The organism is Mycobacteriales bacterium (genome assembly GCA_035690485.1).
GTDB lineage: Bacteria > Actinomycetota > Actinomycetes > JAFAQI01 > DASSKL01 > DASSKL01.
This window is the reverse complement of record DASSKL010000010.1, coordinates 18,354-33,574: the sequence shown is the minus strand read 5'-3', so window position 1 is coordinate 33,574 and position 15,221 is coordinate 18,354. Positions and strand designations below refer to the sequence as shown.

14 protein-coding genes are annotated in these 15,221 nt (G+C 72.2%); 12 read left to right on the top strand and 2 right to left on the bottom strand.

Features of this window, described 5'->3' with window-relative positions:
* Positions 1-728: 728 nt before the first annotated feature.
* The 4 genes from VFJ21_01990 (at position 729) to VFJ21_01975 (ending at position 3,145) form a co-directional block, all read left to right on the top strand.
* Complete coding sequence (locus tag VFJ21_01990; protein ID HET7405894.1) at positions 729-1,187, top strand: helix-turn-helix domain-containing protein; 459 nt, start codon at positions 729-731, stop codon at positions 1,185-1,187.
* A 128-nt stretch (positions 1,188-1,315) separates the two neighbouring features.
* Positions 1,316-1,840: a helix-turn-helix domain-containing protein gene (locus tag VFJ21_01985; protein HET7405893.1), complete on the top strand. Its 525-nt coding sequence runs from the start codon at positions 1,316-1,318 to the stop codon at positions 1,838-1,840.
* Positions 1,837-2,412 carry a hypothetical protein gene (locus tag VFJ21_01980; protein ID HET7405892.1) on the top strand — a complete coding sequence of 192 codons (576 nt, stop codon included), beginning with the start codon at positions 1,837-1,839 and terminating at the stop codon, positions 2,410-2,412. The genes VFJ21_01985 and VFJ21_01980 overlap by 4 nt, the downstream gene beginning before the upstream one ends.
* Positions 2,413-2,767: 355 nt before the next feature.
* Positions 2,768-3,145, top strand: a complete 378-nt coding sequence (locus tag VFJ21_01975) for a VOC family protein (protein ID HET7405891.1) — start codon at positions 2,768-2,770, stop codon at positions 3,143-3,145.
* Between the two features lie 31 nt (positions 3,146-3,176).
* Here the strand turns inward: VFJ21_01975 and VFJ21_01970 are convergent, their stop codons facing one another.
* Entirely contained in the window at positions 3,177-4,790 is a 1,614-nt protein-coding gene (locus tag VFJ21_01970; GenBank protein HET7405890.1) for a phospholipid carrier-dependent glycosyltransferase, read from the bottom strand.
* Between the two features lie 40 nt (positions 4,791-4,830).
* On the opposite strand from VFJ21_01970, the gene rsmI reads away from it, so the two are divergent.
* The 8 genes from rsmI (at position 4,831) to VFJ21_01930 (ending at position 14,435) form a co-directional block, all read left to right on the top strand.
* On the top strand, positions 4,831-5,697 hold the full coding sequence (gene rsmI, locus VFJ21_01965; protein ID HET7405889.1) for a 16S rRNA (cytidine(1402)-2'-O)-methyltransferase: 867 nt from the start codon (positions 4,831-4,833) through the stop codon (positions 5,695-5,697).
* A 91-nt stretch (positions 5,698-5,788) separates the two neighbouring features.
* On the top strand, positions 5,789-7,582 hold the full coding sequence (metG, locus tag VFJ21_01960; protein ID HET7405888.1) for a methionine--tRNA ligase: 1,794 nt from the start codon (positions 5,789-5,791) through the stop codon (positions 7,580-7,582).
* Positions 7,579-8,394, top strand: a complete 816-nt coding sequence (locus VFJ21_01955; GenBank protein HET7405887.1) for a TatD family hydrolase — start codon at positions 7,579-7,581, stop codon at positions 8,392-8,394. The genes metG and VFJ21_01955 overlap by 4 nt, the downstream gene beginning before the upstream one ends.
* A gap of 204 nt (positions 8,395-8,598) precedes the next feature.
* Positions 8,599-9,705, top strand: coding sequence for a ubiquitin-like domain-containing protein (locus VFJ21_01950; protein ID HET7405886.1), 1,107 nt, complete (start codon positions 8,599-8,601; stop codon positions 9,703-9,705).
* Positions 9,662-10,573 (top strand): 16S rRNA (adenine(1518)-N(6)/adenine(1519)-N(6))-dimethyltransferase RsmA, encoded by a 912-nt coding sequence (rsmA, locus tag VFJ21_01945; GenBank protein HET7405885.1) that lies wholly within the window; start codon positions 9,662-9,664, stop codon positions 10,571-10,573. The genes VFJ21_01950 and rsmA overlap by 44 nt, the downstream gene beginning before the upstream one ends.
* 9 nt (positions 10,574-10,582) lie before the next feature.
* Positions 10,583-11,548: a 4-(cytidine 5'-diphospho)-2-C-methyl-D-erythritol kinase gene (locus tag VFJ21_01940; protein ID HET7405884.1), complete on the top strand. Its 966-nt coding sequence runs from the start codon at positions 10,583-10,585 to the stop codon at positions 11,546-11,548.
* Positions 11,548-13,284, top strand: a complete 1,737-nt coding sequence (locus VFJ21_01935) for an ABC-F family ATP-binding cassette domain-containing protein (GenBank protein ID HET7405883.1) — start codon at positions 11,548-11,550, stop codon at positions 13,282-13,284. Before VFJ21_01940 ends, VFJ21_01935 begins: the two co-directional genes overlap by 1 nt.
* Complete coding sequence (locus tag VFJ21_01930; GenBank protein HET7405882.1) at positions 13,281-14,435, top strand: trans-aconitate 2-methyltransferase; 1,155 nt, start codon at positions 13,281-13,283, stop codon at positions 14,433-14,435. Before VFJ21_01935 ends, VFJ21_01930 begins: the two co-directional genes overlap by 4 nt.
* Here VFJ21_01930 and VFJ21_01925 read toward each other — a convergent pair.
* A complete protein-coding gene (locus tag VFJ21_01925) occupies positions 14,381-15,199 on the bottom strand; it encodes a DUF72 domain-containing protein (protein ID HET7405881.1) in 819 nt (272 codons plus the stop codon). The genes VFJ21_01930 and VFJ21_01925 overlap by 55 nt on opposite strands.
* Positions 15,200-15,221: the final 22 nt, after the last annotated feature.

Here is a 15,221-nt window from a genome sequence, read left to right as displayed (position 1 = left end):
CGGGGCGTCCCCGCCGACGTCCCCGCCGGCGCCCCCGGGGCCGGTTTCGAGCGTGGGGGGATCTTGAAATCAGGCCACCGGTCCGTCTGCACGGCGAGGACTCTGGCGCCCGTACCTTGTCCAGATCCTTATCCGAACCCTTGGCCGCAAGCCGAAAGCGCCCCGGATTCTGCTCGTCAGGCGTGACGACCTTGTCCAGATCCTTGGCCAACACCTTGTCCGGCAACCCGACACGCGTCCCCGCCCGCGTCCCCGCTGACGTCCCCGCCTGCGTCCCCGCGCGGGCCGCGGACTGATCGAAGCTCGAGCGAGCCGAGTGGGGCTGGTGTTCCGCCTGGCGGAATCGACGCGGAAGGAGTGCAGGGAGCCAATCTCGGCACAGGAGTCGCCAGTGACCACAATCTCCAGAATGCGATCACGGGCTCACACGACACCAACACCCACGACAACAAGATCCCGAACGCGAACGAGATCACCAAGAACATGTGACCCAACGAACCTGACCCAGGACACAAACCAGACGGAACACACCCCGGTATCTCCGATACGGGGCCGGTGTCTCGCCTCCCGGGGGGAAGCGCCGGACCCACTCCCGTTCGGGTTGGCGGCCTCGAGCACGGTGGCCGCGGGGGCTGCTTGGGTGCCGATGGCCCCTGAAGATCGCGGCGGACGCGTCATTGCGTCTGTTTCGTTTGTTGCGGATACTGCGACTGCGGAGGAGGTGAGTCATGACCGCAGCGCTCGACACGATCTTGCCGAGCAAGGACGACGCCACGCGTGCTGCCGAGGCCCTACCGGCGCTGCAGTCCTACCTCACCCGACACCGGCGGCTGCCCGAGTCGATCCACCTGAGGGTGGAGGAGGACGACGGGGAGACGGTGCTCGTGCCCGCGGCAGCGCTCAGGGTGTTCGTGCGGATCCTCGCGCACATGGCTGCCGGTCACGGGGTCGCCGTCGTCCCATCGACGGCCGAGCTGACCACCCAGCAGGCCGCCGACCTGCTCAACGTCTCCCGCCCCTACCTCATCGGTTTGCTGAACGACGGCAAGATCGGCTATCGGATGGTGGGGACTCATCGGCGCGTCCTCGTGGACAGCCTCCTGCGGCACAAGCGTGAGGACGATCTGCTGCGCCTCTCGGCGGCGGATGAGCTGGCCGCGATGAAGCAGGATCTGGATCTGTCCTGACCTTGTGCGCGTCCGCTACTGCCGCAGGCTTCGACAGACGCCCGTGCATGGTGCCTGCGACCCGATCAAAACCCAATATCGCCGCTCCATCATTGTGTTTTTGGTGGTTAGGCATTAGCGTAGTTGCCGTGAGAGGGACCGTTGCCGAACGCCTGGCCGCCGACACTGGCGAGGAGTTGTTGAGCACTGGCGAGGCCGCGGCGCGGTTGGGCGTGTCCCGCCAGCACGTCGTTGACCTGTGCGACCAAGGCGTCCTGCCGTGTTCATGGGTGGGTAAGCACCGTCGGGTCCGTCAGCGCGACGTCGACGTGGTTGCCGCAGGTGCACGCCGGATGACTCGCGATCAGGTGCGGTCGTTGCTGCTGGCGCATGCGATCGCCGGCCGGATAGCGGAAGATCCGGACAGCGCACGGGCGCTGGCTCGCGAGAACCTGCGCCGGATGCGGGAGTCCTCCTCGCGTGGGGCCGCGCGAATCTGGATGCGGGAGTGGGAGCGGCTGCTGGAAGGCCCGCTGACCGAGCTGCTGACCGCATTGACCTCACCGTCGCCCAGATCCCGCGAGCTGCGGCAGAACAACCCCTTCGCCGGGGTGCTGTCCGAGGAGGAACGGCGTCGGGTGCTGGGGGCGGCGAACTCGCCGAAGGTGCGGTGAGACGCGAGGAGCTGGCGCACGTGCTCCGCGCGGCAGCTCGCGTCGCCGGAGACCCCGACATCCTCGTCCTCGGCTCACAGGCGATCCTCGGCACCTTCGGCGAGGACGATCTGCCAGAGATCGCGTGGCTGTCGGTCGAAGCGGATCTTGCCTTCTTCGACGACGACGACTCCGCGAAGGCCAACCTCGTCGACGGCGCCATCGGCGAGCTCTCGTCGTTTCACCAGACGTTCGCCTACTACGCCCAGGGCGTCGACGTGAGCACGGCGATCTTGCCCGTCGGCTGGCGGGAGCGACTGGTGCGGTTCGACGCCAGAGCGGCCGAGCCGGCGACGGCGCTGTGCCTGGAGCGACACGACCTGATTGTCGCGAAGCTCGCGGCACACCGGGAGAAGGACTTCGCGTTTGCCTATGCGCTTCTCGAGGCCCGCCTGGCCGATCTCGGCACGCTGTTGGACCGCGCCGCGCTGCTGCCGGCCGGACACGGGGTTGCTCGGGCGCGGGTCATTGACTGGCTGCGCGGCTCCGGGCACCGGCTCGGTTTGACCCCCGACGCGCCGGGTTCTGAATGATGCCGTTCTCTTGATCAACGCACGGACGATCGGACGTCTCGCCGCCCCGCAACAAGATCATCCGTTATGCCCCGGGGCATAACGGCACGGCGTACAACGGCGTCGAACGACCGCCGGCTGCTCACGACCACCGCGCTGACCTGCGACTTTGCGTATAGTCGCAGGTAGGAAGCGAGCGACGAGTGGTTCAAATCCCCTCAGCTCCACCACCCGCACGTCGGTTCTGACCCGAGCCGGGCCGTGCCAGGTCCAGGGTGGCGCAGAGGTAAGTCTTCTGCCGGCGTACCCCGAGCCCGATGACTTCTGCCGCGCTTCGTCGTCTACTTGCGGACAGCTTCGACGAGCAGGAGGAGCCATGGCACAAGCCAGCAAGATCGCGACGGTGATCGTCCCGATGGCCGACCAGGACGCCGCGGTGGACTTCTACGTCGGCAAGCTCGGTTTCGAGAAGCGGGTGGACATCCCGTTCGGCCCCGGCCCCGACCGCTGGATCGAGGTCGGGCTGCCCGGTCAGGAGACGACCATCGCGCTCGCGCCCCCGCACCCGGAGGCCAAGACCGGCGGCCGGGAGACCGGCATCAGCCTGCACACCGAGGACGTCGACGGCTACCACGCACAGCTGCGCGGGGCCGGCGTCGACGTCGACGCCGAGGTGCAGCGCATGGGCGGTCCGGTGCCCCCGATGTTCTGGCTTCGCGACCACGAGAGCAACGTGCTGATGGTGGTCGGCTAGTGGCGAACCTCGCCGCCGGCGGCCGGCCGGGCTAGATCCAGCAGGGCGCGACCTCGACCGTGTGGTCGCTGCTCGCGCTCGTGCACTGGCGGAACCACATGCGGTCGTGCCACTCGCTCTGCGGGATGACCTTCGCGGCGAGGATCGGATACAGGTAGAAGAAGTTCGCCACGACCAGCAGGGCGAAGGCGCCGACCGCCGCCGCGGCCCACCGTCTGCGCAGCAGCGTCGTTCGTGCGCGGCCCAGCAACGAGCCGGCCGCCAGTGTCAGCCCGAGGATCATGAACGGCACGGCGGGCAGCGCGTAGAAGAGGAACATCGTGCGGCTGGGGAAGGCCAGCCACACGACATAGCCCGCGCCGAACCCCCAGAGCACGGCGGTCGCCCGCCAGTCGCGCCGGGCGACCCACACCCAGATCGTCCAGAGCAGCGCCGGGATCGACGCCCACCAGATCGCCGGCGTGCCGATCGCGAGCACCTCGCGGGAGCACTGCTGAGCATGGCAGCCGAGCTGGCCCAGGTCCGGCGAGGAGTAGAAGTACGCCACCGGCCGGGCCAGCAGCAGCCAGCCCCACGGCTCTGACTTGTAGGGGTGGCCCGCGTCGAGGTGGACGTGGAAGTTGTAGACCTCGCGGTGGTAGCTCACCCAGCCGTGCACGACCGCGACGGCGTGCGCGAACCAGCCCTGCCCCGGGTGCACGAACTTGTCGTGATCCCAGGCGGTGGCGCCGGTGGCCATGAACCAGCCGAGCCACGACAGCACGTAGACCATCGCCGGGACGAGCAGCAGCAGGACGATCGAGGGCAGGCCGTCGAGCAGCAGCGCGGCCCGGCGCGGGTGGCGGATGCCGGCCGCCCGGCGGGCGCCCGCGTCCCACGCCCACGCCAGCAGGAAGAACGCGATGACGAACCAGACGCCGCTCCACTTGGTCGCGCACGCGGCACCCGCGCAGATCCCGACACCGAGCCGCCACCAGCGCACGCCGAGCCACGGGCCGCGGCCCCGCGCCGACGCCGGCCACTCCTCCATACGCTCGGCCAGGCGCCGCCGGCCGTCGTCACGATCGATGACGAGGCAGGCGAACCCCGCGACGACCCAGAACATCAGGAAGATGTCGAGCATCGCGACTCGGCTCTGCACGAACTCCAGCGCTTCCAGCGCCAGCAGCAGCCCGGCGAGGCAGCCGAGCAGCGTCGAGCCGAACATCCGCCGCGCCGTACGGGCGAGGATCAGCACCGACAGCGTGCCGACGAGCGCCGCGGAGAACCGCCAGCCGTAGGAGTTGTAGCCGAACACCCACTCGCCGAACGCGATCATCCACTTGCCGAGCGGCGGGTGCACCACGAAGCCGGGGCCGTTGTCGTGCGCGTTGAGCTCGACGCCGTGGTGCAGCAGGCTCCACGCGTCGTGGCTGTAGTAGACCTCGTCGAAGACCTTCGCCTGCGGCACGCCGAGCCGGTGGAAGCGCAGGTAGGCGGCCAGCCCGGTCACCAGCAGCGGGCCGAGCCACCCCCACAGCACGTCGCGCGGCAGCGGCACCACGAGCCGCGCGCGGATGCGGGCCAGCCGCGCGTGCTGGTCGGCGGCAGGCAGCTCCGCGGTCGCGTCGGGCGCGGGGCCCCCCGTTGCCAGCCCGGTCGCCACGCGGCCAATGCTAGGACCGCCGGCGCGGCAGGATGGCCGGATGCGCAGCGACGACGCGGGGCGGCTCGTGCTGGCCGGCGTACCGATCGGCGATCCGGCCGACGCCTCGCCGCGGCTGCGCGACCTGCTGGCGACCGCCGACGTCATCGCCGCCGAGGACACCCGCAGGTTGCGCCGCCTCGCCGCGGATCTCGACGTCACGCTCGGCGGCAAGATCGTGTCCTACTACGACTCCGTGGAAGGGGCGCGTACGCCGGAGCTGCTGGCCGCCCTGCGCGGTGGCGCGACCGTGCTCCTCGTCACCGACGCGGGCATGCCGACGGTGTCGGATCCCGGCTACCGGTTGGTGTCCGCCGCCGCGGCCGAGGGGTTGCCGGTCACTGCGCTCGCGGGGCCGTCGGCGGTGACGACCGCGCTGGCGGTGTCGGGGCTGCCCACGGACCGGTTCTGCTTCGAAGGCTTCCTGCCGCGCCGGGCCGGCGAGCGCCGCGCGCGGCTGGCCGAGCTCGCCACGGAGCCGCGCACACTGGTGCTCTTCGAGGCGCCGCACCGGTTGGCGGCCACCGTCACCGACCTGGCCGCGGCCTTCGGCGACGACCGCCCGGCGGTGGCCTGCCGCGAGCTGACGAAGACCTACGAGGAGGTGCGCCGCGGCAGCCTGGCCGACCTGGCCGCCTGGGCCGCCGCCGGGGTCAGGGGCGAGATCACGCTCGTCGTGGGTGGCGCCCCGGCCGCGGCGTACGTCGGTAGCAGCGACGATCTGGTCGCTCTCGTCCGGGCGCGCGAGCAGGCGGGGCAGTCGCGCAAGGACGCGATCGGCGAGGTCGCGCGCGAGACGGGCCTGCCGAAGCGCGAGGTCTACGCCGCGGTCGTGGCCGCGAAGAACGACCACCCTCGTCGGCACTAGTGGTGTTGTTGGATCCGCACGTCGAGACAGCCACATCCCTGGTGTTTGCGCGCCACCGAAGTGGTTGGACGCCTCTCACTAGGGTGGATGCATGCCCCGCCACGTGCTCACCGCTGTCGCCTGGCCCTATGCCAACGGCCCCCGGCACATCGGGCACGTCGCAGGTTTCGGCGTGCCGTCGGACATCTTCAGCCGCTACCGGCGGATGACCGGCGACCGCGTGCTCATGGTCAGCGGCACGGACGAGCACGGCACGCCGATCCTCGTGCAGGCCGAGCAGGAGGGGGTGACCCCCAAGTCGCTCGCCGACCGCTACAACCGGGTGATCGTCGAGGACCTCACCGCGCTCGGGCTGTCCTACGACCTCTTCACGCGTACGACGACGCGCAACCATTACGCCGTCGCGCAGGAGATGTTCAAGACGCTCTACCGCAACGGCTACATGATCGAGCAGACGACCACCGGTGCGGTCAGCCCGTCGACCGGCCGCACGCTTCCCGACCGCTACATCGAGGGCACCTGCCCGATCTGCGGCTACGACGGCGCCCGCGGGGACCAGTGCGACAACTGCGGCAACCAGCTCGACGCGGCCGACCTGATCAACCCGCGCAGCCGCATCAACGGCGAGGTGCCCCAGTTCGTCGAGACCGAGCACTTCTTCCTCGACCTGCCGGCCCTGGCCGACGCACTCGGCGCCTGGCTGCGCACCCGCACCGGCTGGCGGCCCAACGTCCTGCGTTTCTCCCTGAACCTGCTGGACGATCTGCGCCCGCGGGCGATGACCCGCGACATCGACTGGGGCATCCCGGTGCCCTTGCCCGGCTGGGAGGACAACCCCAACAAGCGGCTCTACGTCTGGTTCGACGCGGTCATCGGCTACCTGTCGGCGTCGATCGAGTGGGCCCGGCGCGGGGCCGACCCCGACGCCTGGCAGCAGTGGTGGTGCGACCCCGATGCGGCGTCCTACTACTTCATGGGCAAGGACAACATCACGTTCCACTCGCAGATCTGGCCGGCCGAGCTGCTCGGCTACGACGGCCGTGGCGCGAAGGGCGGCACCCCGGGGGACTACGGCGAGCTCCAGCTGCCCACCGAGGTCGTGTCCAGCGAGTTCCTGACGATGGAGGGCAAGAAGTTCTCCTCGAGTCGTGGGGTCGTCATCTACGTCGGCGACTTCCTCTCCCGCTACGACGCCGACGCGCTGCGCTACTTCATCGCGGCCGCAGGCCCGGAGAACCAGGACACCGACTTCACCTGGTCGGAGTTCCTCCGGCGCAACAACGACGAGCTGGTCGCCGGCTGGGGCAACCTCGTCAACCGGTCGGTGTCGATGGCGGCCAAGAACGTCGGCTCCATCCCCGCCGCGGGCGACCTCACCGACGCGGACCGCGCCCTGCTTTCCTCGGTGCAGCAAGGCTTTTCCACCGTCGGTGGGCATCTCGACGGCTCTCACTTCAAGGCCGCGCTCGGTGAGGCGATGCGGGTCGTGGGCGAGGCCAACAAGTACCTCTCCGACCAGGCCCCGTGGAAGCTCAAGAACGACGACCCGCAGCGGATGGAGACCGTGCTGCACGTGGCGCTGCAGGCGGTGAGCGACTGCAACACGCTGCTCGCGCCGTTCCTGCCGCACAGCGCGCAGCGGGTGCACGAGCTGCTGGGCGGCACCGGCCGGTTCTCCCCCGCGCCGGAGATCCGCGAGGCCGACGACCTCGACGGCGGTACGCCGTACCCCGTCATCACCGGCGACTACGACGACGTACCGGCCTGGGAACGTCGCGAGATCGTCGCCGGCACGCCGCTGGCCGCGCCGACGCCGGTGTTCCGCAAGCTCGACCCGTCGGTCGTCGACGAGGAGCTCGCCCGCCTGGAGGAGCGGGCCGGATGAGCCGAGGCAAGCGCGAGGGCGAGAGGCCGCCCGCGCCGGAGCCGCTGGCCGTCGCCGTCCCCGACGCGCACTGCCACCTCGACCTCATGGGCGACGACGTCCGGACGTCGGTCGACGAGGCGAGGGCGGCCGGCATCGCGCCCCTGCTCACCGTCGGCATCGACGTGGCCTCGTCGCAGTGGTGCGCGGCGACCGCCGAGCAGCACGCCGGTGTCCACGCCACCGTCGCGATCCACCCCAACGAGTCGCCGAGCGCCACCGAGGAGGACTTCGCCGAGATCGCCCGGCTTGCCGGTCTGCCGCAGGTCGTCGCGATCGGGGAGACCGGGCTCGACCACTTCCGCACCGGCGAGCCCGAGTGGGCCGTCCAGGAGGCGTCGTTCCGGCGGCACATCGCGATCGCGAAGGAGTCGGGCAAGGCGCTCGTCATCCACGACCGCGACGCCCACGACGACGTGCTGCGGGTTCTCGCCGAGGAGGGCGCTCCCGAGCAGACGGTCTTTCACTGCTTCTCGGGCGACGCGGCCATGGCCCGCACCTGCGCCGAGCGCGGCTTCGTGATGAGCTTCGCCGGCAACGTCACGTTCAACAACGCCCACGACCTGCGGGCGGCGGCCGCCGTCGCGCCGATCGACCAGCTGCTGGTCGAGACCGACGCACCGTTCCTCACGCCGGTGCCCTACCGCGGCCGGCCCAACGCGCCCTACCTCGTGCCGCTCACCGTGCGCGCGTTGGCCGAGGTCAAAGGGGTCGAAACCGATACGTTGTGCGCGGCCGTCGCGGCCACTGCCGCACGCGTGTTCGGGCTCTGAACACCCCTCCTGTCCCCACCCTCGATTTGTCAATCCGCCACGCCGGTCGCTAAGGTCCCCGAACTGTTGGCCGGATCGGGACATCCGGGCACGCTTCGGGGGGCGGCGGCGCGAAGCCAGGCCTGGGATCCGATCCAGGATGGGGGAGTACCGCGGCCTGCGCGTGCTCGCTCCCGTGCCCGGATCGCACGACCTTGGAGCATTGTGCGCCGCTCTCCTGCCGCCCTCGCGTTCTTCGTGGCCGTGCTCACCCTTCTCAGCGGTGGTGCGGTGGCCTACGCGGCGCTCGGCAAGACCGTCACGGTCTCGGTCGACGGCCAGCAGCGCCAGATCCACACGTTCGCGGGAGACGTCGCAGGAGTCCTCGACCGTGCCGGCGTCGAGGTGGGCCCGCACGACCTGGTCGTCCCCGACGAGCATGCGGCGATCAAGGACGGCGGCCGCGTCGTGGTGCGCCACGCGCGCGAGCTCGCGCTGACGGTCAACGGCAAGGAGCGCAAGGTCTGGGTGACGGCCGCCAGCGTCGACGACGCCCTCGGCGAGCTGGGCCTGCGGGAGTCCGGCGAGTTCATCTCCGCCTCGCGCTCGCTGACGATCCCCCGCAAGGGGCTCAGCCTGACCGTGCGCACCCCGCAGCACCCGACGATCCTGGTCGACGGCCACACGCTGCAGCCGACCACGACGGCGAGGAGCGTCGACGACCTGCTGCGCTGGCAGCTCCACCTCGACCTCGCGCCCAGTGACCTGGTCAGCGTGCCGTCGTGGACCTACCCCACCGACGGCCTCGTCGTGACCGTCACCCGCATCCGTGACCGCCGGGTGCTGGAGAGCGTGGCGCTGCCGTTCGGCACGGAAACCCGCTACGACTCCTCGATGTACCGCGACCAGAAGAAGGTGCTGCAGGAGGGTCGGCCGGGGGTCCGCACGCTCGACTACATCTACACGATGCGCGACGGCAAGCCCTGGAAGAAGAAGCTGATGAACAGCGTCGTCACCCAGGCTCCGGTCACCCGCGTCGTCGTCGTCGGCACCAAGGTCAGGCCGGCCGCGCCCCAGCACGCCCCGAGCGCCGACGGCCTCAACTGGGGCGCGCTCGCCCAGTGCGAGTCCGGCGGCAACCCGCGCGCCGTCTCGCCGGGCGGCACCTACCGCGGGCTCTACCAGTTCTCGTTGGGCACCTGGCACGGCGTGGGCGGTGCAGGCGACCCGATCGACGCCTCCTCGGGCGAGCAGACCTACCGGGCGCAGATCCTCTACTCCCGCAGCGGTGACTCGCCGTGGCCGGTCTGCGGTCACTATCTCTACAGCTGACCGCCCCGGCTCCGGGCTGCTCGGCGCCGCCGCGGTCCGCGAGATCGCTGCGGCGCTCGGCTTGCGGCCGACCAAGACGCTCGGGCAGAACTTCGTCATTGACGCGAACACCGTCCGCCGGATCGTGCGCGCGGCCGGCGTCCGCGCCGAGGACGTCGTCCTCGAGGTCGGCCCCGGGCTCGGCTCGCTGACCCTGGGGCTCCTGCCGGAGGTCGGACGGGTTGTCGCCGTGGAGATCGACCCCGTGCTCGCCGGGGCGCTTCCCGAGACGGTGCGCACGAGGCTTCCGGCCTACGCCCACCGCCTCGACGTCGTCACGGCCGACGCAATGCGCCTCGAGGTGCTGCCCGGCGAGCCCCCCACGCGGCTGGTCGCGAACCTGCCCTACAACGTCGCGGTCCCGGTGCTGCTGCACGCGCTCGAGCGGTTCCCCTCACTGGCCGGTGGGCTGGTCATGGTGCAGGCCGAGGTCGCCGACCGGCTCGCGGCCGGCCCGGGGTCCCGGACCTACGGCGCGCCGTCGGTCAAAGCCCGCTGGTACGCCGACGTACGCCGGGCCGGTCCGGTCTCCCGCACGGTCTTCTGGCCCGAGCCGCGCGTCCACTCCGGGCTGGTCGCCTTCACCCGGCACGCTCCTCCGGCCACCACGGCGAGCCGCGGCGAGGTGTTCGCCGTCATCGACGCGGCGTTCGCCCAGCGGCGCAAGACGTTGCGGGCGGCGCTTTCCGCGTGGGCCGGGTCTCCTTCGGCGGCCGAGGCGGTGCTGCGCGCCGCGGGCGTCGACCCCGGTGCGCGCGGTGAGGGCTTGGGCGTCGACGACTTCGCGCGGATCGCCGCGGCGCGCGGGGCGGCTACCGGCGCCTCCTAGCATCGAGGGGTGAGCCAGCCGCACGACACACGTCCGGCGCCCGGCGCCGTGACGGTGCGGGTGCCGGCGAAGGTCAACCTCGCGCTGTGCGTCGGGCCGCTGCGCGACGACGGCTTCCACGAGCTCTCGACGGTCTTCCACGCGGTCTCGCTCTACGACGACGTGGTCGTCGAGCCGGCCGAGCGGCTCTCGGTCGGCGTGGTGGGCGAGGGCGCCGACGACGTGCCCCTCGACGACCGCAACCTCGCGGTGCAGGCCGTGCGGGCGGTCGCCGCGCTCACCGGCCGCGAGCCGGCCGTGCGCCTCACCATCCGCAAGGGGATCCCCGTCGCCGGGGGCATGGCGGGCGGCTCCGCCGACGCCGCCGGTGCGCTGGTCGCCGTCGACGCCCTGTGGGACACCGGGCTGGACCGCGAGACGATGCTCGGCCTGGCCGCCGGGCTGGGCAGCGACGTGCCGTTCGCGCTGCAGGGCGGCACCGCGCTGGGCGCCGGGCGCGGGGAGCAGCTCTCACCGGTGCTCGGACGCGGCACCTACCACTGGGTCTTCGCGCTCGCCGACGGCGGGCTGTCGACGCCGGCCGTCTACGCCGCGCTCGACGCGATGCGCGCGGAGCAGCCGCAACCCGAGGCCAACCTCGACGGCGTGCTCGCGGCGCTGCGCAGCGGCGACCCGGTCGCGCTCGGGCGCACGCTGTGCAACGACCTGCAACCAGCCGCCCTGCGGCTGCGACCGCAGCTGGGACGGGTGCTCGAAGCCGGTCGCGAGGTCGGGGCGGTCGGCGCCGTCGTGTCGGGGTCCGGTCCGACCGTCGCGTTCCTCACGCGCTCCGCCGACGACGGCGTCCACGTCGCGGCCGCGCTCGCCGGCATGGACGTCTGCCGCGGCATCCGCCGGGCCGACGGGCCGGTCGCAGGGGCGCGGGTCGTTGTTGACGAACCGGTCGAGGCAGCGCCCGCCGGTCCGCGTCGCTGATGGCCGGCGGCGCCAACCTCGTCAACCTGGAGACCGTCGCCAAGGGCTATGGCGTCGTCACCCTGCTCGACGGGATCTCCCTCGGCGTCGCGGCCGGCGAGCGCATCGGGGTCGTCGGCCCCAACGGCGCCGGCAAGTCGACGCTGCTCGCCGTGCTGGCGGGCCGGGAGCCGCCCGACTCGGGCCGGGTCACGCACACCGGCGGCCTGCGGCTCGGCTTCCTCGCGCAGGCCGACGAGCGGGACTCGGGGCTGAGCGTGCGGCAGGCGATCGTCGGCGACCGCCCGGACCACGAGTGGGCCGGCGACGCGCGCGTCCGCGACGTGTTCGGCGGCCTCGTCGCCGGGCTGCCGATGGACGCACCGCTCGCCCCGCTGTCCGGCGGTGAGCGGCGGCGGGTCGCCCTCGCCGCCCTGCTGTGCACCGACCTCGACCTGCTGCTGCTCGACGAGCCGACCAACCATCTCGACGTCGAAGGCATCGACTGGCTCGCCCGGCACCTGGTGTCGCGCCGGCTGGCTCTGGTCGTGGTCACTCATGACCGGTGGTTCCTCGACGCGGTCTGCGAGACGACGTGGGAGGTGGCCGCCGGGCGCGTCCACGCCTACGACGGCGGCTACTCGTCGTACGTCCTCGCCCGCGCCGAACGGACGCGTCTGGAGGCCGCCGCCGAGGAGCGCCGCACCAACCTCCTGCGCAAGGAGCTCGCGTGGCTGCGCCGCGGCCCGCCGGCGCGTACGTCGAAGCCGCGCTTCCGCATCGAGGCGGCCAACGAGCTGATCGCGGCCGAGCCGCCGGCTCGCGACACCGTGGCGTTGCAGCGCTTCGCCGCCGCCCGGCTCGGCAAGGACGTCTACGACGTGGAGGACGTGAGCCTCTCGGTCGGCGGCCGCACGCTGCTGGACCGGGTGACCTGGCGCCTGGGCCCGGGCGACCGGATCGGCCTCGTCGGGGTCAACGGCAGCGGCAAGACGTCGCTGCTGCGGCTGCTCGCCGGCGAGCTCGCGCCCTCGGCCGGCCGGGTACGGGTCGGGCGGACCGTGCGGGCGGCGTACCTCTCGCAGACCGTCGCCGAGCTGGACGAGAGCCGCCGGGTGCTCGAGGCGGTCGAGGACGTCGCGAACGTGGTCGATCTCGGCAAGCGCGAGCTGACCGCGTCGCAGCTGCTCGAGCGGTTCGGCTTCGGCGGGGCCCGGCAGTGGACGCCGGTCGGCGACCTGTCGGGCGGAGAGCGGCGCCGCCTGCAGCTGCTGCGCCTGTTGATGGGCGGGCCCAACGTGCTGCTGCTCGACGAGCCGACCAACGACCTCGACATCGAGACGCTGACCCAGCTCGAGGACCTGCTCGACGGGTGGCCGGGCACCCTCGTCGCCGTCAGCCACGACCGCTACTTCCTCGAGCGGGTGTGCGACGCGGTCTACGCGCTGCCGGGTGACGGCCGGCTGCGGCACCTGCCCGGCGGTGTCGACGACTACCTGGCGACGCGCTCGACGTCCCCCTCCACCGCCGCCCCGGCTCGTAAGGCGGACTCGCGGGCCACCCGCAAGGAGCTGCAACGGGTCGAGCGCGCGCTCGAGCGGGTGGCCCGCCGGGAGCAGGAGCTGCACACCGCTCTTGCCGAGCGGGCGAGCGACTACGAGGCTGTGCTCGGTCTCGACGCCGAGCTGCGGGAGGTGCTCGCCGAGAAGGCACGGCTCGAGGACCAGTGGCTTCAGCTGGCGGAGGAGGCTTCGTGACGGGGTGGGACCCGCAGCAGTACCAGCGCTTCGGCGACGAGCGGGCGCGGCCGTTCTTCGACCTGTTGGCCCGTGTCGACGTCCCCGCGGCCCGGCGGGTGGTGGACCTCGGCTGCGGACCGGGACAGCTCACGGCCGCGCTGTCCAGGCGCTGGCCGGCCGCTCGGGTCGTCGGGATCGACAGCTCGCCGGAGATGCTCGCCGAGGCCAAGGTTCTGGAGCTTCCGGGGCGGCTGGAGTTCCGGCAGCAGGACCTGCGCGAGTGGCGGCCGGACGAGCCGGTCGACGTCCTCGTGGCCAACGCGACGTTGCAGTGGGTGCCCGGCCACATCGACCTGCTCGGCGTGCTCGCCGGGCACGTCGCACCGGGCGGCACGCTGGCCTTCCAGGTGCCGGGCAACTTCGAGGCGCCCAGCCACCGGGCGATCCTCGACCTGCGCCGCTCGCCGCGGTGGCGCGACCTGCTCGGCGCCGACGCGGACCGCGGCGCCGGGGTGTGCCAACCGGGCGACTACCTCGCGGCCCTCGCCGCGGCCGGCCTGCACGCCGACGTGTGGGAGACGACCTACCAGCACCTGCTCCCCGGCGACGATGCGGTGCTCGAGTGGGTCAAGGGAACCGCGCTGCGGCCGGTTCTCGCCCGCCTCGACGGGGCCGAGCAGGCGGAGTTCCTCGCCGAGCTGGCCGCGCGGCTGCGCGCCGCCTACCCGAAGGGGGAGCACGGCACGTTGCTGCCGTTCCGCCGGATCTTCGCGGTGGGCCGGCGCGGCGGCGCGGCTCAGCCGGCCTCGGTGACCGGCCTCGACCACGTCCAGGTCGCGATCCCGACCGGCGGGGAGGACGCTGCGCGCGGCTACTACGCCGACCTGCTCGGCCTGGTCGAGGCACCGAAGCCGCCGGTGCTCGCCGCCCGCGGCGGCTGCTGGTTCCGGGGGCACGGCACCGAGGTGCACCTGGGCGTCGAGGCCGAGTTCCGCCCGGCGCGCAAGGCGCATGTCGCGTTCGTCGTGCACGACCTCGACGGCCTGGCCGACCGGCTTGCGGCCGCCGGCCGTTCGGTGACCTGGGACGACGAGCTAGCGCCTCGTCGCCGCTTCTACAGCGACGACCCGTTCGGCAACCGGGTCGAGCTCCTCGCCCCGCAGGCGTAGGCCACCTCGGGGTGCTGCGGCACCCGCGAGACCGGGTGGCCGTGGCCTTCGGCGTACGCCGCGAAGTGCACCGCGTCGTGCACGGCCGCGCAGCCGGGGTCGTTGTTGAAGTAGACGAACACGTCGGCGTCGTCGGGCCAGGTGCCGGTCAGCCGGTCGACCCAGCCGGCCAGCGCCTCCGGGCGGTAGAAGGGCCAGACGTCGGCGGCTCCCGCGTGCAGCCGCAGGTAGCCCCAGTCGGCCGTGCGCCACAGCGGGCCGAGAGACCTCTCCTCGCGGTCCGCCCAGACCAGGGTGGCACCGTGCGCGGCGAGCACGTCTCGGACCTCGTCGGTCCACCACGAGTCGTGCCGGGGCTCGACGGCAACTCGTACGCCGGAGGGGAATGCGTCGAGCGTCGCGCGCAACCCGTCCACGTCGACGTGCAGGTCCGGTGGCAGCTGCACGAGCACGGGGCCGAGCTTGGCGCCCAGGCCGGTCGCGCGCTCCACGAGCAGCGCCACCGAGGGCGCCGGGTCGCGAAGCCGTTTGACGTGGGTGAGGTAGCGGCTGGCCTTGACCGTGACGATCGCGTCCGCGGGCGAGCGGCGGGCCCAGCCTTCGAACGTCTCGCGCTTCGGCAGGCGGTAGAACGACACGTTGAGCTCGGTGGTGCGAAAGGCCGCGAGCACGTGCTCGAACCACCGGCGCTGGGGCACCCCGGCGTAGAACGGCTCGCGCCAGTCGGCGTACTGCCATCCGGACGTGCCGACGAGCAAGGTCACGCGGGGGACCTGCCCCGCAGGG